At 38.6% G+C, this 16,349-nt stretch carries 14 protein-coding genes and 1 tRNA gene; 8 read left to right on the top strand and 7 right to left on the bottom strand.

Annotated features, from left to right (window positions below; all coding sequences use genetic code 11):
• Positions 1-2: 2 nt before the first annotated feature.
• On the bottom strand, positions 3-1,472 hold the full coding sequence (gene proS, locus B155_RS0111490) for a proline--tRNA ligase (protein WP_018128409.1): 1,470 nt from the start codon (positions 1,470-1,472) through the stop codon (positions 3-5).
• A 129-nt stretch (positions 1,473-1,601) separates the two neighbouring features.
• Here proS and B155_RS0111485 point away from each other — a divergent pair.
• Positions 1,602-1,675: transfer RNA gene (locus B155_RS0111485), tRNA-Met, on the top strand.
• Positions 1,676-1,795: 120 nt separating this feature from the next.
• On the opposite strand, the gene B155_RS13985 is transcribed toward B155_RS0111485, so the two are convergent.
• Positions 1,796-2,701: an energy transducer TonB gene (locus B155_RS13985; protein WP_018128408.1), complete on the bottom strand. Its 906-nt coding sequence runs from the start codon at positions 2,699-2,701 to the stop codon at positions 1,796-1,798.
• A gap of 312 nt (positions 2,702-3,013) precedes the next feature.
• On the bottom strand, positions 3,014-3,331 hold the full coding sequence (locus B155_RS0111475; RefSeq protein WP_018128407.1) for a hypothetical protein: 318 nt from the start codon (positions 3,329-3,331) through the stop codon (positions 3,014-3,016).
• A 230-nt stretch (positions 3,332-3,561) separates the two neighbouring features.
• Between B155_RS0111475 and B155_RS0111470 the strand changes: the two genes are divergently transcribed.
• Positions 3,562-4,683 (top strand): nitric oxide synthase oxygenase, encoded by a 1,122-nt coding sequence (locus tag B155_RS0111470; protein ID WP_018128406.1) that lies wholly within the window; start codon positions 3,562-3,564, stop codon positions 4,681-4,683.
• A gap of 151 nt (positions 4,684-4,834) precedes the next feature.
• On the opposite strand, the gene B155_RS14075 is transcribed toward B155_RS0111470, so the two are convergent.
• Both B155_RS14075 and B155_RS0111460 read right to left on the bottom strand, forming a co-directional pair.
• Positions 4,835-5,479 carry a LuxR C-terminal-related transcriptional regulator gene (locus B155_RS14075; protein ID WP_018128405.1) on the bottom strand — a complete coding sequence of 215 codons (645 nt, stop codon included), beginning with the start codon at positions 5,477-5,479 and terminating at the stop codon, positions 4,835-4,837.
• Between the two features lie 96 nt (positions 5,480-5,575).
• The gene (locus B155_RS0111460) at positions 5,576-5,950 is read right to left on the bottom strand and encodes a hypothetical protein (protein WP_018128404.1); all 375 of its coding nucleotides are present in this window, start codon (positions 5,948-5,950) and stop codon (positions 5,576-5,578) included.
• A 133-nt stretch (positions 5,951-6,083) separates the two neighbouring features.
• On the opposite strand from B155_RS0111460, the gene aspS reads away from it, so the two are divergent.
• Together aspS and B155_RS0111450 are read left to right on the top strand one after the other, a co-directional pair.
• Positions 6,084-7,859, top strand: coding sequence for an aspartate--tRNA ligase (gene aspS, locus B155_RS0111455; protein ID WP_018128403.1), 1,776 nt, complete (start codon positions 6,084-6,086; stop codon positions 7,857-7,859).
• Positions 7,856-8,563, top strand: a complete 708-nt coding sequence (locus tag B155_RS0111450; RefSeq protein ID WP_018128402.1) for a DUF429 domain-containing protein — start codon at positions 7,856-7,858, stop codon at positions 8,561-8,563. The genes aspS and B155_RS0111450 overlap by 4 nt, the downstream gene beginning before the upstream one ends.
• 89 nt (positions 8,564-8,652) lie before the next feature.
• Here the strand turns inward: B155_RS0111450 and sthA are convergent, their stop codons facing one another.
• Positions 8,653-10,104 (bottom strand): Si-specific NAD(P)(+) transhydrogenase, encoded by a 1,452-nt coding sequence (gene sthA, locus B155_RS0111445; protein WP_018128401.1) that lies wholly within the window; start codon positions 10,102-10,104, stop codon positions 8,653-8,655.
• 220 nt (positions 10,105-10,324) lie between these two features.
• Here sthA and B155_RS0111440 point away from each other — a divergent pair, with 220 nt between their 5' ends.
• From B155_RS0111440 to B155_RS0111430, 3 genes are all read left to right on the top strand, one after another.
• Entirely contained in the window at positions 10,325-10,933 is a 609-nt protein-coding gene (locus tag B155_RS0111440; protein ID WP_018128400.1) for a superoxide dismutase, read from the top strand.
• 96 nt (positions 10,934-11,029) lie between these two features.
• Complete coding sequence (locus tag B155_RS0111435; RefSeq protein ID WP_018128399.1) at positions 11,030-11,473, top strand: BrxA/BrxB family bacilliredoxin; 444 nt, start codon at positions 11,030-11,032, stop codon at positions 11,471-11,473.
• A 99-nt stretch (positions 11,474-11,572) separates the two neighbouring features.
• On the top strand, positions 11,573-11,953 hold the full coding sequence (locus tag B155_RS0111430; RefSeq protein ID WP_018128398.1) for a response regulator: 381 nt from the start codon (positions 11,573-11,575) through the stop codon (positions 11,951-11,953).
• Positions 11,954-11,962: 9 nt separating this feature from the next.
• On the opposite strand, the gene B155_RS0111425 is transcribed toward B155_RS0111430, so the two are convergent.
• Positions 11,963-13,654 carry a mechanosensitive ion channel family protein gene (locus tag B155_RS0111425; protein WP_018128397.1) on the bottom strand — a complete coding sequence of 564 codons (1,692 nt, stop codon included), beginning with the start codon at positions 13,652-13,654 and terminating at the stop codon, positions 11,963-11,965.
• 194 nt (positions 13,655-13,848) lie between these two features.
• Here B155_RS0111425 and B155_RS0111420 point away from each other — a divergent pair, with 194 nt between their 5' ends.
• Positions 13,849-16,341, top strand: coding sequence for a PP2C family protein-serine/threonine phosphatase (locus B155_RS0111420; RefSeq protein ID WP_018128396.1), 2,493 nt, complete (start codon positions 13,849-13,851; stop codon positions 16,339-16,341).
• Positions 16,342-16,349: the final 8 nt, after the last annotated feature.

Here is a 16,349-nt window from a genome sequence, read left to right as displayed (position 1 = left end):
CATTAGTAGGCTTTTGCGAATAATACTTTCTGCTTCGACGGCTTTCCTGTTACCATACATGTGCCCTCGCCTTCAATTCCTTTAAGAGGAATACAACGAATGGTAGCCTTGGTCTCATTCTTTATAAGTTCCTCAGTTTCAGCAGTACCATCCCAGTGTGCATAAATGAACCCACCTTTTTCTTCGAGTACTTTCTTGAACTCATCATACGAATCCACTTCATGAGTCATTTCATCACGGCGTTTTTTTGCAGTAGTGAATAAGTCTTCTTGTATGGTATCTAGTAGACCTTTTACAAGCTCTCCGATTCCGTCTCTTGACTCAAAACTCTTAGAAAGAGTGTCACGACGGGCAAGTTCTACATTCCTTTTTTCTACGTCTCTTGGTCCAATCGCAATTCGTACTGGAATACCTTGAGCTTCATGTTCTGCAAACTTATAACCTGGCTTATAATTATCGCGATCATCCAGTTTCACACGAATGCCTAAGGCTTTCAATTCGTCAAATATTTTATCGCCATACTCAATTACTTCAGCGCGTTGCTCGTCGCTACGGTAAATAGGAACAATCACTACTTGAGTTGGAGCCAGTTTTGGAGGTAACACAAGTCCTTGATCGTCGGAGTGAGTCATAATCAAACCACCAATCAATCGAGTTGAAACTCCCCAACTTGTAGCCCAAACTAATTTATGGTCTCCATCTTTATCTTGGAACTTTACATCAAATGCTTTAGCAAAATTTTGTCCTAAGAAATGGGAAGTACCTGCTTGTAGTGCCTTTCCATCTTGCATTAAGGCTTCAATACAATAGGTTTCTTCAGCTCCTGCAAAACGCTCACTTTCTGTTTTAACTCCCGTGATTACAGGCATCGCCATGAATTCTTCAGCAAAAGTTCGGTAAACTTCTAACATCTGTAAGGTTTCATCAACGGCTTCTTGCTTTGTTGCATGAGCAGTATGCCCTTCTTGCCATAGGAACTCCATGGTTCTTAAAAAGAGTCGAGTTCTCATTTCCCAACGAACTACATTTGCCCATTGGTTTACTAAAATGGGTAAATCGCGGTACGACTGAATCCAATTGCGGTATGTATCCCAGATAATTGTTTCTGAAGTTGGGCGAACGATTAATTCTTCGTCTAATTTTGAATCGGGATCTACTTCAACACCATTGTCTACACTCTTAAGTCTACTGTGCGTGATAACAGCACATTCTTTTGCGAATCCTTCTACATGCTGTGCTTCCTTTGATAAAAATGACTTTGGTATAAAAAGAGGGAAGTACGCGTTTTGATGCCCAGTGTCTTTAAACATTTGGTCAAGGCCTTGCTGCATATTCTCCCAAATTCCCATGCCTGTAGGGCGTATAACCATACATCCACGAACAGGAGAGTGTTCAGCGAGTTTAGCCTCTTTAATTACATCGAGGTACCATTGTGAATAATCTTGTTCTCTTTTTGTGATCTTCTGAGCCATCTTTGTCTTTGTCCGATTTTTAGGAAAAATCAAAGGTAACAAACTTGAGGATGAGAATTGAGAGAATTAGCAGAAAAAAAGGTTTACGGTTAATAATTAAAACCCGTATATTTGCCGTCCTTTCACAATGGCGTGGTAGCTCAGATGGTTAGAGCGCACGACTCATAATCGTGAGGTCGACGGTTCAATTCCGTCCCACGCTACAGAAACTAGCTCGGTTCAGCAATGAATCGAGCTTTTTTTATTTTAGGGATGTTTCGTTCTTGTAAACCAATAGATGATTAGGGATTATATTTTTTCGGCATTTACAATTGCATAGTTAATTAAAAAAAACGAAACGTAATAGTGCCCCACTGAGCTTTCTGCGGAACCCTAGGAGGGAGTCTAGAAAAACGCCAACTTCTAAATGATCTTTGAATTTCTCTTTCTAGTTCAGGATTCATTTTTTTCAGCGGAATGATCAAACCAACAGATCCATCAGGTTTGACTTGAAACCTTAAAGAAATCACTACTTCATTATTTGATGTATTTGTAGGTAAAACATGATTAATGAGATCTCTTTCTATATTACCTTCCCATCTTAACTCAAAAGGTGCTGTATCTTCGACTTCCCTTTTATCTTTATATTCAGAACGCCTTTTCTTTAAAACCTTCTTTATTTCTATAAAATCAGACTTTAATTCTTCACCAAATGAAATAACATTACCCTCAATCCTTATTCTGGTTGATTGTGAATCTATAAATCTATTTATCTGGTCACTATTAAATTCTATTGCCAATATTGATGAAGAGAAATCATTTAGATCATTTTTAACCTCAAAATTTTCATTAAGGACTGATACTGTAAGTTCATCTCTATAATTAGAGAACAAAACGGGATAATCTTTTTGAGAGAAAACATCTTCACTAAAATCAAATAGATCTACTATTGTAGTATCGTCGGATGATATGATTATTATAAATGATCCGCACTCCAACTGGTAACATGTTTGACGTCCATTAAAAAGTGGACTCATTTTAAGTAAAACACTTTCATTCAATTCAAGCATCACATTATTATGAGTACCAATAGTCAAATGATCTGTAAAAGGATCGTAATATGAAATTACTTTACCATAATCTGTGGTCTCTACACCACTTTTATCAATCGTTACTTCCTGAGCAACTGAAATACTTATAAATGATAAGAGTAGAAATAACGGAGTAAGTAGAGTTATTTTCTTTAGCATAAGAACATTAATTAAGTAAACTTTTTTGAATTAATGTAATTAGCATGTAACAAGAAAGTCCGATCATTTCCGAAAAAAACCACTTTCAATAATCCCTAAAAAAACGCCCAGCTCCAATTATTAAACTCCAAAGACTGCCTGCCTCGTCTTTTTCATCTGTAAAGTGTAAATCATAGATCTCTTCTTTACTTAGAATATGTGCATGTCTAGCAAAAGAAGTAAGGTCACGGAAATCTCTAAAGATTTTGTCCTAAAGGAGAGGTAGGGCACTTAATTACTTCCCGGTACTAAACTACTTACCTAATCCACTAACTATTGAATAGTAACTTCTTTAGAAAGGCTAAAACTCTCCCCTTCAAGTCGATATTCGTAGCTGCCTTTTTCAAGAGAGGAGGTGTCAAAATAGATGAAATGATTTCCTCTTTTTCGATCTTCGTTGATAAGCGTTACTACATTTTCCCCAGCATCATTATACAGGGTAAGTGTAATATGTAAAGGCTTATCTAGATAAAATGGGATGCGTTTTGTTTGAGCGAAAGGATTTTCCTGAGTGTCATCCAATTTCTTAAGAGACTCCACCTGCTGCCACTCGCCCAGTTCGGCTACCGCGACTTCCTGATTATCTATCATATTAGATATCAGTATCATCACGACACATACGCAAAGAGTTAACCCGAATTTTACCATGTTGGAAATGCATTAATTGCTGAACGTAAACGTATGTAAATACGGTTTAAGAAAAAAATTAGATTCAACGCGAATTCGAAGACATATTCGGTCTTTTTTTTGATCTGAATACCTTATTAATTCGTAATTTCACACCTTAAATAAACAGATAACGAATAGCTTAGGAGAGAGGCTTGCCTTCGATTCATACAAGTACTGAGCAACTATACTTAGACGCTCAGAAGTTTATAAGTCAATACTATAGAGAGACCGAGAAGTCTAAAGAAGAGTTAACAAGTCGTTTAGATCAAATTGAAGATGAAATAGAGAACAAGAACGACTATCAATTAACACTTGATGAGCTGAGTTATGGTGCTAAACTAGCTTGGCGCAATTCAAATAGATGTGTTGGGCGTTTGTTTTGGAAAAGTCTGCATGTAATAGACGCTAGATCAATTACCTCACCCATTGAAGCGTTTAAAAAGTTATGTGAGCATATAAAACTAGCCACTAATGAAGGCAATATTCGATCCTTTATCACAATTTTTGGACCATCAGAAAATAGGTCTTCAGCGCCCATTCAGATTTTAAACCATCAGTTAATACGTTATGCAGGCTACCTACAAGAGGACGGCAGTATTATTGGTGATCCTCAAAGTGTTGAGTTCACAAAGTTATGTATTCAATTAGGTTGGGAAAACGTTGGTAGCCACTTTGATATTCTTCCACTTGTTATAAAAACGAATGATGGCCAGCTGCATCTCTTTGAATGGCCTGAGGACATTATCCTAGAAGTACCCATTACCCATCCAGCCAACCAGGGGGGTTCCGAATTAGGGTTAAAGTGGTATGCAGTGCCCATTATTTCTGATATGCTGTTAGAAATTGGAGGACAGAAGTTTTATGCCGCTCCCTTTAACGGCTACTACATGAGTACAGAAGTTGCTACTCGAAATTTGGCGGATTCACATCGGTACAATCAGCTTCCCCAAATAGCACAAGCGTTTAAAATGGATACAACCAATAAAAGTATGCTTTGGCAAGACCGTGCTTTGGTTGAGTTAAATACCGCTGTTCTGCATTCGTATGAAATAGCTGGGGTAAAAATGGTAGACCATCATACAGCTACCAAACAACATCAACAGTTTGAGCAGGTAGAAAATAAAAGTGGTAGATCTATCACCGGCGATTGGACTTGGTTGGTGCCTCCCATGTCGGGGTCATTATGCCCAGTATTTCACCAAGAGTTTGAAAATCGAGTGAGAACACCCAATTTCTTCAATAAGGAAAAAGGCTGTCCATTTCATAAAAACTAATGGCACAAAAAAAGCCGTCCCCAAATCAATGAAAGACGGCTAATATCATCTACAGACGGCTATTACCCCATTTGCACTTTCAACATAAATGAATTGTATTTCTAGCTCAATGGATGATTTTACGTAATTTATCTACGTATTTTTACGCATATCAGGGGCGAACGTCATCAGATTTGAGGGCGTATCGAACTAAGCTGGCGGTATTTTTAAGACCTAGTTTCTGAAGTAAATTCGTTCGATGTTTATCAACCGTTCTTGAACTGATATACAGCTCATTAGCAATTTCAGTACTGGTGTAACCCTTTACGAGATAAGAAAGAACCTCTTTTTCTCTAGGTGTGATTTGTGGGCGTGAGAGCTTCCGGCTTCTAGATATGCGAAGGAATTCTCGGGTCATCATTTTAGAGAATTGCTTGCCTAAGTACGTATCGCCCGCGGCAATTTTGTGGCAAGCGTCAAGGAATTCAATTCTATCAGCTGATTTGAGTAACAACCCATTTGCTCCTGAATCAAGAAATTGTGCTAGAGTTTCTTCAGATGAATCATCAGCTAGAACTAAGATTTGGGCATGGGTGTCTTTTTGCTGAATCTTATCAGCTAATTGAATGCCATCAATTTCAGGAAGGTTAAAAGAAAGCACACATAGGGAAGGGGATACATCTTCATACGCAGATAGTACCAACGCACCGTTATCAAGCTCACTACATATAGTGAAGCCATCTTCAGTGAGTATGGAGCTTAGTCCATGCCTAAATATTTCGTTGCCGTCTGCAACAATCGTCTTTAAAGTGCCCATCTTGAGTCCTCCCCAGGCTCGATGGTATGATAATACAGAGCATTAATTTAATTAAAATCAGCACTTAGCAAAGTTAGAATTTAAATGAGGCTTGTTTTAGTCTAGGATTAAGCTAATAGCTAAGGCAGATTTTACAGTCCAAAGAACGGTGCGTGGCCAGTTTGTGAGTACCAAATGACGTATGAGTTTGTCATCTTTTCCATTACTCAATTTGGCATGGGTTGGTACCGAAAGCGTAAATGTACTTAGCCAATTCAAAAGCACTAAATAAAAGCCAATGGCCTGAAGGGAAATAAACGAAGTTTGCCAAGTAAGAATCCCTGAAGTAATTAACTCGGTACACATAACAGGCATGACTATGAATCCCGTTCTAAGGGAGTGAAAATTGTGAAAATCACCGAAATTAGATGTGGATACAAACTTGAAGCTTGGGTAATGAACGAGTTGTACATACCAGATTAAGCCAGTCATAAAAAGACTGCAACAGGCATTGACTAAAAAAATGATTTCGTTAGGCATCAAAACAAGCTATTCGTTAATGTATTGTGTATTTTTGGCGCTCTTATAACCAAAGTTTTCATTCTACGATTCATCATATAAAACAATGACTTTAAAAAGAACACATACTTGTGGAGAACTTACAGCTAAAAACATTGGCGACGAAGTAGTACTTAACGGTTGGGTTGGCCCACGTCGCGACTTAGGAGGCGTTATCTTTATTGATCTTCGTGATCGATATGGTATCACTCAAGTTGTTTTTACTGAAACTGATCAAGCACTCCACAAAAAAGCAGAAGAGCTACGCGCAGAGTACGTAGTAGGTATAAAAGGAACCGTTATAAGTCGTGGTGAAGAGAATCTGAATCCTAATTTGGTTACTGGCGAAATCGAAGTTGAAGCTACGGAGCTCGTGTTTTACTCTGAAGCAGAAACTCCGCCTTTTGAAATCAAAGACAATATTACAACCAACGAAGAAGTACGTTTAAAGTACCGATATCTAGATCTTCGAAGAGCCGAAATGCAGCAAAAATTAATGCTGCGTTCGAAAGCATATCAAGCTATTCGTTCTTACTACCACAAGAATGATTTTGCTGAAGTAGAAACTCCTGTATTAATGAAAAGCACACCGGAAGGAGCTAGAGATTATTTAGTGCCAAGTCGTGTGAATGAAGGAAAGTTCTTTGCTTTACCACAAAGCCCTCAAACGTATAAGCAATTGTTGATGGTATCAGGTTTCGACCGGTACTTCCAAATTGTGAAATGCTTCCGTGATGAAGATTTACGTGCTGATCGCCAACCTGAGTTTACACAGGTTGATGTTGAAATGAGTTTCGTGAATGAAGATGATATTTACGAATACCATGAAGGCTTAATGAAAATGATTTTTAAGGAGACGATAGGTGTCGATATTCAGACCCCGTTTCCAAGAATGAGTTACGATGACGCCATGAACACCTATGGCTCGGATAAACCAGACACACGTTTCGGTTTAGAATTCGTTGACTTTTCAGACATCGTAAAAGATGCTGAGTTTAAAGTATTCTCAGGTACCGTAAAAAATGGCGGTGGCGTTGTTGGAATCACCGTTCCTGGCCAAGGAGATATGGGCCGTGGTGCTATCGACCGTCTCACAGATCGCGTTAAGAAAGAAACCGGCGCTGGCGGACTCATTTATATCAAAATGCAGGAAGATGGCCCGCTATGTAGCGTAGGTAAATTCTTGACGGAGGAAATTGTTGCTGAAATGGTGACGGCATCTGGAGCTCAAAAAGGTGACTTAGTGCTAATTCTTGCAGGTCCTAAGCCAAGTGTACTTGAACAGCTTGGTCAATTACGTTTGATGATGGGCAAAGAGTTTAATCTCATTGATGAAAGCGCATTCAACCTATTATGGGTAACCGATTTCCCTTTACTTGAGTGGGATGAAGAAACAAGAAGATACCACGCGATGCATCACCCATTCACTTCTCCAAAAGAAGAAGACATGGATAAGCTGGAAACAGCACCAGGTGAAGTGAAAGCAAGAGCCTATGATTTAGTACTGAACGGAAGTGAGATTGGCGGTGGTTCTATCCGTATTCACAACCGAAAAGTTCAGCAGAGAATGTTTGAACTATTGGGAATAAACGAACAAGAAGCGGAAGAAAAATTTGGCTTCTTACTATCAGCATTCAAGTACGGTGCACCACCACATGGCGGTATCGCTCTTGGATTAGATAGAATCGTGATGTTACTTACAGGTGCGAAGAGCTTAAGGGATGTAATTGCATTCCCGAAAAACCAAAAAGCTCAAAGCACAATGGATAACAGTCCTGATGTTGTGGATAAATCACAATTGGATGAATTACATATCGCATTAAAGAAAAAACCTAATTTATGAGAACAGCGGGTATAGACGGTTGTAAACTTGGATGGCTCTTAATCAGTTTCGACGACGACCAACAAAAGTATGAAGTGCTTAGAACTAAAGAGGATTTAGAACAAGCTTTTAATACTTACGACCGCATCTTCATTGATATTCCCATTGGTTTAGAAGATGAAGAATATACCCGTGAATGTGACGCGTTGATGCGTAAAGCAATCGGCTCTGATTATTCAAGTAGTGTGTTTACTCCGCCCATTCGTCCAGCATTGGCGGCACCTAGTTATGTGGAAGCAAACATGATTAGCTATGAATACACCGAAAAAAAGCTATCATTACAGGCGTGGAACATCACTCCTAAAATTCAGATGGTAGATGATATACTCTCTGCCCATACTGAATTGAGTGAAAAAGTATTGGAAAGCCATCCTGAGTATTTGTTTCAGATTCTAAATGGAGGATTAATCTTCCAAAAAAAGAATTTGAAGAAGGGAATTAAGCATAGGCTTGAACTCATAAAAGAGGAAGAAGGTATAGCGGACGATTTCTTTAGAGATATTAAAGAAGAGTATCGGCGCAATGAAATAGCTGAAGATGATATAGTGGATTCTATGGTGCTCGCATTATTCGCCAAACGGAGCAACTCCAAAGAGCTAAAAACAATGCCTAAAGAAGTTCAAGTAGATGCAAACGGTTTGCCCAAAGCCTATCACTACGTATAATAGAGTTTAAACAAAAAGGCTCAAGTGTTTACTTGAGCCTTTTTTTATTAATGCCTCTGCGTGCAATCTTACTTTTAAAAACTGAATTCTTAATTCAGGATCTTTTTGTACTTCACACCCGCTTGGTGCACTCTATTGATCCCATTAAAAGCGGCTATTCTATATGCTTCACTATAGGTTGGGTAGTTCAATACATGGTCAATAAAGTATCGGATATCTCCACCCAAAGTCATTACAGCTTGTCCCAAATGTATAAGGTCACTAGCTCGCTCACCTATAATATGGATGCCTAATATCTTTAAAGTATCCGTTTCAAAAACGAGTTTTAGCATACCATTGCGTTGGTTACTGACATCCCCTTGCGTAATGTTGTCGTAGTATGCTCGACCAACGGTTATGTTGTAACCTTTCTCTTTGGCTTCCTGTTCGGTTAAACCAATATTCGACGTCTCTGGAATAGAGTAAATAGCATATGGAATAACATCAGGTAATTCAGTACCAGTAACTCCAAACATTTGGCAAGCGGCAATTCTTCCCTCACTAAAAGATGAAGAAGCAAGACGAGGGAAGCCCACTACATCACCCGCGGCATAGATGTTATCTACGGTGGTTTGAAATGACTTATTGACCTTTATGTATCCACGTTTGTCTTTTTTAATTCCAACATTCGAAAGCCCCAGTCCTTTTGTGTTAGGTGTCTTAGGCCCAAGATGTAAGATGTGCTCCGTTTCAAGAACGTATTTACGACCTTTTTCTGGATCGTTTTTCATTTTGTATGACACTTCAACAGAAGCACGTAAGTCGTTTTCTTTAATTCGAACATCCATCACTGGACGGATGATTTCGATATTTTGCTCTTCCAATACTTTTAAAAGCTGATCTTTGATTTCATAATCTAAGTAAGGAAGGAATTCATCTAGCTCATTCAGAATGGTAACTCGAGTTCCTAAGCAAGCAAAAGTAGTGGCATATTCGATAGCATTTACTCCATTACCCGCAATAACTAATCGGCGTGGAATATGGGTTAAATTCAAAATAGACTCGTTATCTAATACGATATTGTGATCCACTTTAAAACCTGTAGGTAAAGCATAGTGGCTACCTGTAGAAAGTAAAATAAACTCGCCGGTATATTTTTTAGTCTTGCCTTCTGAGTCTTTAACTTCAATGGTGTGCTTATCTAACAACACCCCGAAACCATGCGCTGTTTCTACTTCATTTTTTTGAAGATCATGATTTAGTTTCTCATTCTTGCGCTCAAGAATGCGCTCCTTATATGAAAGGAGATCCCCCATAAGGTATTTATTATAGGGCTTTACTTTGGCTTCTTCCGGGAATTGATTCTGAAACCTTTGGATTATACGAGAGGTTTCACGGAGTGCCTTACTTGGTACGGTACCGGCATTGATCCACGAGCCTCCAAAAAATTCATTTCGTGCCTCTACAACCAGAACTTTCTTCCCAAACTTAGAGCTTTGCATTGCACATGAGAACCCTGATGGTCCACTTCCCAATATGATAACGTCGTAATCAAACTTCATAGATAGTATGTCCTTTTGTGAAACAGAAAGATAGCTGATTTTCTGATGGATATCAGACTAAGGAATTATTAATAGTGTAAACAAATTACAAACATAGAGAGTTTAGATAGGGGAAAGAACGAAATTGGCAGTCACATTACTTAAATTAAGGCTGTTCGAAAGTTGGCATCAAATTTGTTGATGTACTATCGAAAGAAATTTTAATTAAAAAAGAGGAAACATGGCTTACTCACTACCTGAATTGCCTTACGCATATGACGCATTAGAACCACACTTCGATGCTCGTACTATGGAAATTCACCATTCGAAGCACCACCAAGGTTACACTAACAAAGTAAATGCGGCTCTAGAAGGCCACACTTTTGCAGACCTTGATATCGAGGAAGTACTAACGCGTATTAACGAAGTACCTGATGATATCAAACAAGGTGTTATTAACAACGGTGGTGGTTATGCTAACCATAAATTGTTTTGGACTATTTTATCACCAAACGGTGGTGGAAACCCAACAGGTGAGCTAGCTGATGCTATTAATGACACATTCGGTAGCTTCGAGAAATTCAAAGAAGAATTTGCTAACGCAGCAGCTACACGTTTTGGTTCTGGTTGGGCTTGGCTATCTGTAGATAGTAATGGCAACTTAAAAGTGCACTCAACACTTAACCAAGATAGCCCATTAATGGATGGTTTAACGCCAATTCTTGGCTTAGATGTGTGGGAGCATGCATACTACTTAAATTACCAAAACCGTCGTCCAGATTACATTTCTGCATTCTGGAATGTGGTTAATTGGGAACAAGTAAACGACTATTATAAAGCTGCTAAATAAGTAGATTTATTGCGATGGCATGGAATAGTGCCATCGCCTTTTTTTAAGTAAGATCTTTGTATCTTTACGCCAACGCATAATTAAGGAGACAGTACAATGCAGTTTGGATTCGGAATAGGACCAGATACTTCTTGGATGAGAGAAGAACTCACACAATTTGGTGTTGAAGAGTTAAAAACACCTGATGATGTAGACAGAGCTATGAAAGAATATAAAGGTACCATGCTTATGGCTATTAACTCAGTATGTGGATGTGCTGCTGGGAATGCTCGCCCAGGCTTAGGTATTGCCCTAGAAAACTCATCAGTAAAACCAGATCATATGGTAACTGTTTTTGCTGGCCAAGATAAAGAAGCTACCGCTCACGCTCGTGCTTACTTTAGTGAATATCCACCTTCATCACCTGCCTTCGCTTATTTTGTTGATGGCGAAATTAAAGCAATGATCCCACGCCATAGAATCGAGGGGCGCAGCCGTGAAGAAGTAGCCAACGATTTGGTAATGGTGTTCGAAGCTTTTGGCAAAGAAGAAGCGAAGTAACACACCGTTTTATTTTTAAGCCCTCAGTTTTTTAATTGAGGGCTTTTTTTTGTCTAAGGTTTTACAGTAATTAAGGCGAACCTTTTTGATATCCCTCAAATGAGTGCATCTAGAAAACAAGTCTTAGTAGTTGAAGACAATTTACTTGTTGTAGTGCTTTATAGACAGTTCTTACCAAATTTGAACTGTGATATAGTAGCAGAAGTGCGTAATGGTGCGGACGCCTTAGATGTGTTCAGATCTAAAAAAGTAGACTTAATCATAATGGATATTATGATTGAAGGGGAAGTTGATGGCGTAGACACTGTAAAAACAATTCGAGAAGAATCAGAAGTGCCTGTGATATTTATAAGTGGTAACTCTGATACCATCAACTTCGATAGAGTAGAAGGAATTTCAAATTCTACTTTTTTGCCCAAACCAGCTTCACTAGATGAATTTGTAGAAGCCATGGACCAAGTTGATTTTATAGTCGATTAAAGAACTTATTTATTTTCCAGGACTATAGTCGATTTCAGTTCCATCTTTAAATATGCGTAAACCGTCCGGATTGCTTTTCTCCCCTTTAGGCCCAAATGCTGTAACTGCCGCAGCTAATTCTTCTTCAGTTTTTTCTTTGCCAACTTGGCGAGGGCTTTCACTGTATAATGAGTCAACGTGAAGGGTTTGCGTAGGGAATGCAAATTCAACACCTACTTCTTCCGCCAATTTCATGATCTCAATCAAAAAGTTATGTCTTTGTTGAAGTTCCGTGCTCCAATCGGGGACTTTAAAGAACACATACACAAGAACATCTAAGGAATGTGCTCCAAGTGAGTTGAAATGCACTTCATACATGTCTTGCCTAAAGTGTGAATTGGACTTCACAATACCTTTAATCCCTTCTACAAATGCCTCGATTTGTGCAGGTTTCGTAGAGTAAGTTAAATTGAGAACGGTCTTGAATCGGCGGTATTCACGTAAACCTAAATTGTCAATATCAGTATTGGCGATATTAGAATTAGGTACACTAATTAAAGAATTATAGAAAGTTCGAATGCGTGTAGATCTAAATCCAACCTCTTCCACGGTTCCTTCGGCATCACCTACTTTTACCCAATCGCCAATTCGGAATGGCTTGTCTACAAAAATGGTAATGGATCCAAAGAAATTAGCCAAGGTATCGCGAGCGGCTAAAGCCACAGCTAAACCACCAATTCCTAAACCAGCTATTAATGAAGCTACATTATATCCGTTGTTTTGTAGAATGAGGATGATGCCTAATACAATGATAAAGAAACGGAGTGTTTTCCTAATTAGGGGTACTAACTGATCATCTAACTTAGTTTCTGTTTTTGAGGTAACTACTTGAAGGTACTTCGAAAATACATCGGAGAGATTGTAGAATAACCACACAAAACCAGCAGATACTAATATTTCAAGAGAGAGATCTAAGAAGTGATTAGCGGTTACAGAGAGCTGTAAATTTGTGAATGTTGAAAAGTAGAAGATCATCATGAATATGAACCCAGCTGGACGTTCTACACTATCCACGAGTTCATCATCCCATTCAAATGAAGTTTTCTTAGTAAGTCTTCTTATATAATTGTGAATAATAAATTCAAATATCTTACGCAGTATAAAACCTAGCAATAACCAACAAAAAATGGCCATGTATTGCCAAATTTGAAGACCAATCCACTCGTTTTGAGTCCATTCTGGAAGTTCAGCTAAAACAGATTCAACAAGGGTTGAAAAAGTATTTTGATATAGAATTGGAATCTGCTCTATGGTGGCAGTTGAGAACACCCACTCATTCTGATGCTTAATTAAGTACACTTCGGGTAATTCATTAAACAAAATGTATTGCTGTAATCCAGAAAGGCTGTCTGTATAGTTGGGCTGGTTAGGGATGTTTTCATATACGATGAGTAGGCCGCGAGCATCTAGTACTTTTCTAAGTTCTGTAGCTAATTCAATTTGCTCATCTTTAGGCCCATCATGCAGCTTCATGGTGGCCGCTACTTTATCTAGATCTTGATGTCCTTTTTGTTGCCAATGAAGAAAACTATGCACCGCTTTTTGAGGCGTACTTAAGTTTACCTTACTACGCTGAACTTCATTTTGAGCAGAACTTACTTTCTGAAATGAAGCAGCTATCAATAGTATAAAAAGTAAACGGCGTAATAATTTGGCAATCATTTTATTCCTCTAGTTATTTAGAATCAGAACTTAATAATGTTAGCGACTTAATTAAAGCGTGGAAATACTAGAAATCGAGTAACAAAAAAGTGAAAAAGCCGTAGCTTGTGGCTCGTTTAAAAATTTATACATTTCAGGGCAGATACCGCAAGGTGATAAAAAAGGATTCATATATATTATTTTTTCTGGGGTTAATGGGGTTTTTGCTCTTCTTAGTTGGACGTAGCTACGTTGACTATTACGGAGGGGCACCTATTCTAGAAAGTAGAAGTCAGGTTGAGCAGAAGATTGAGCGCATAGCTCAAAGCCTCAGCTTTTCTACGGATACTATGGCGGTGTATTCTATTCAGGAACAGCACAAAAGCTATTTCGAAAACCTACAAAGTGAGTCGTCTACAGATTTAAGACCCATAGATTTAAACGAAGAAGGGCTCCATCTTCAGTCGTGGTTAACTGTTCTAGGTGCGAAAGAAAGTGTAGATCAAATTCGGTTGTCGGCAAAAGATCTATTTGATGAATATGGGCAGTTATTAGTTCGGGTTGCGAATAATGGAAATGTGATACGTTTGAGGTCTAACCCTAAAAGACCTAATCCAACGTTTGTTAAAGCTGGAGACCCACTGAAGTTGGCGGAATCTATTATAGAAGAGATTTTAGGTTATGACCTTTCTGCCTATGAGTTGCAAAGTGATGATGATGATGATGAAGATTCAGATGAGCTAGTTCAGATAGAAGGAAGAACCAATGAGGGTACCGTTGATGAGCAAAATTTTTCAGAATTACTGAACTTTAAATGGAAGAAGGTATCCAGCGATAACGCACAACCTACTTTTCTAAACCTCGCACTTAACTCGGTAGTACGCGAGTATACTAATGGTACTAACTTTAGCACTGAGTTTGGTTATCAAATCGATTCCTTTATTGCTAAACATGATCGTGAACCCACTGAATTTTTTGCAACAGGCCAAGGCTTAGATTTATTCACGATTATATTTTTTATATCTCTGATTGTGCTAGCCGTTTTTGCATTTATCATTGGTGTTAAAAATATCTTCAAAGGCAAAGTAGAATGGAAACGAGCGCTTATTATTTTTTCAGCCATCAGTTTAGGTTTATATGGATGGCAAGCTCTTTTCTACCTGAGTTCATTTAGTCCATTTTTTGATGATGGTATGGTGCTTATCACGGCCATCAATAATTTAATATTCGGGATCATTTTGGGTATGTATATGGCTCTGGCCTATGTGGGGTGGGAAGCCTTAGCTCGATCACAAAATCATGCACAATTAGATGTTGTAGATGCTTTATGGCAACGAAAGTTTTTTGTTCGCGAAACTGGGTTGGGCCTGATTCAGGGTTTTGCCGTAGGAGCCATTCTTATCGGTTTGTTTGTGGGTGCCCTTTGGGTGCTCGATCTATACTTCATTCAAGTGGATAGCCAATTCGGTTTCACTGAATCGAGTAGCAAATTTGCTATGCTCACCTTAAATATGAGTGCATGGACAACCACATGGTTGGTAATTATTGTACAGGTTGGTTTTGTATATGGCATAATCAATCACTGGTTTAGTAATGCAAAATTAGCATTCGGGCTTTCCATCTTGGTAGTTGCCCTATTCACCACAACCGTTGGGCGAGAGATTGGAACAAACGGTGAGTTTTTCGAAGACTATGTGATATTCCTTATTCTATCAGCCGTTACCTTATTTAGTTATAAGAAGTACGGTATTTTAACAACTTGTACTGCTTGGTGGGTTTTCATTTGTACATTTATGATAACCCCTTATATAAATTCAGAATCCATTGAAATAGCCTATAAGCTTTATGCACAGCTGGGCATTATGGGGATGTTTTTGGTATATGGATTTATTGCTTATAAAAAAGGCACACCCCTTGAAAAGCTGGGTTCTTATGTGCCTGAGTATGAAGAAAAGATAGCTCAGCATTTACGTGTAGAACGTGAAATGGAAATTGCACGAGAAAGCCAGTACAAACTTATGCCTATTCACCCGCCAAAGGGACCAGGCTTCGATGTATATGGATTTTTCCTGCCTTCTTTTGAAGTTGGTGGCGATTATTTTGATTATGTGCTCACAGAAAAAGATGGTGAGGCAGTTGCCCTCACTATGGCTGTTGTAGATGTGTCGGGTAAAGCAATGCGTGCTGCAATGCCTGCTATTTTTACCAGTGGTTTGTTGCTTTCACGAATGAAAGAGGATTGTCCAGCAAAAATTTTATCTCAAGTAGCTGAGCCTATCTACAACCGAACCGATCGTAGAACATTTATTACCTGTGCTATGGCACGCTACGATTTAAAAACTAAAGAACTTTCAATAGCAAACGCAGGGCATTGTAAGCCAGTGTTAAAGAGAAATGGTAAAGCAAGTTTTATTGATACCATAGACCCTAGGTACCCTTTAGGGCTTAGAGCAGAGGTGGATTATCAACCCAAAGTAATATCACTCAATAAAGGTGACTTTTTCTTACTTTATTCAGATGGGTTACCTGAAGCCGTAAATGAAGAAGGCGAACGCTTCGGCTTCGAAAGTGTTCCGGAGTTATTGGAACGTATCGACACAGATAATCTTTCTGCTAACGAAATCGCCCTCGAAATTAAAAGAACAGTACAAAAATTCAGCAACTATCAATTAGCTGATGACACTACAGTAATCTGTTTAAAAGTATAATCTAAAAA

It is taken from the genome of Balneola vulgaris DSM 17893 (genome assembly GCF_000375465.1).
Taxonomy (GTDB): Bacteria; Bacteroidota; Rhodothermia; order Balneolales; family Balneolaceae; genus Balneola; species Balneola vulgaris.
Note: the sequence above shows the minus strand (reverse complement) of the source record. Positions and strands in the feature narration are given on the sequence as shown.

Coding starts and splice junctions, on each gene's coding strand:
- aspS (WP_018128403.1), top strand. CDS start 6,084: ATGACTTTAAAAAGAACACATACTTGTGGAGAACTTACAGCTAAAAAC.
- B155_RS13985 (WP_018128408.1), bottom strand. CDS start 2,701: ATGCTAAAGAAAATAACTCTACTTACTCCGTTATTTCTACTCTTATCA.
- B155_RS0111420 (WP_018128396.1), top strand. CDS start 13,849: ATGGGGTTTTTGCTCTTCTTAGTTGGACGTAGCTACGTTGACTATTAC.
- B155_RS0111475 (WP_018128407.1), bottom strand. CDS start 3,331: ATGATAGATAATCAGGAAGTCGCGGTAGCCGAACTGGGCGAGTGGCAG.
- sthA (WP_018128401.1), bottom strand. CDS start 10,104: ATGAAGTTTGATTACGACGTTATCATATTGGGAAGTGGACCATCAGGG.
- proS (WP_018128409.1), bottom strand. CDS start 1,472: ATGGCTCAGAAGATCACAAAAAGAGAACAAGATTATTCACAATGGTAC.
- B155_RS0111430 (WP_018128398.1), top strand. CDS start 11,573: ATGAGTGCATCTAGAAAACAAGTCTTAGTAGTTGAAGACAATTTACTT.
- B155_RS14075 (WP_018128405.1), bottom strand. CDS start 5,479: ATGGGCACTTTAAAGACGATTGTTGCAGACGGCAACGAAATATTTAGG.
- B155_RS0111425 (WP_018128397.1), bottom strand. CDS start 13,654: ATGATTGCCAAATTATTACGCCGTTTACTTTTTATACTATTGATAGCT.
- B155_RS0111450 (WP_018128402.1), top strand. CDS start 7,856: ATGAGAACAGCGGGTATAGACGGTTGTAAACTTGGATGGCTCTTAATC.
- B155_RS0111460 (WP_018128404.1), bottom strand. CDS start 5,950: ATGACTGGCTTAATCTGGTATGTACAACTCGTTCATTACCCAAGCTTC.
- B155_RS0111435 (WP_018128399.1), top strand. CDS start 11,030: ATGCAGTTTGGATTCGGAATAGGACCAGATACTTCTTGGATGAGAGAA.
- B155_RS0111440 (WP_018128400.1), top strand. CDS start 10,325: ATGGCTTACTCACTACCTGAATTGCCTTACGCATATGACGCATTAGAA.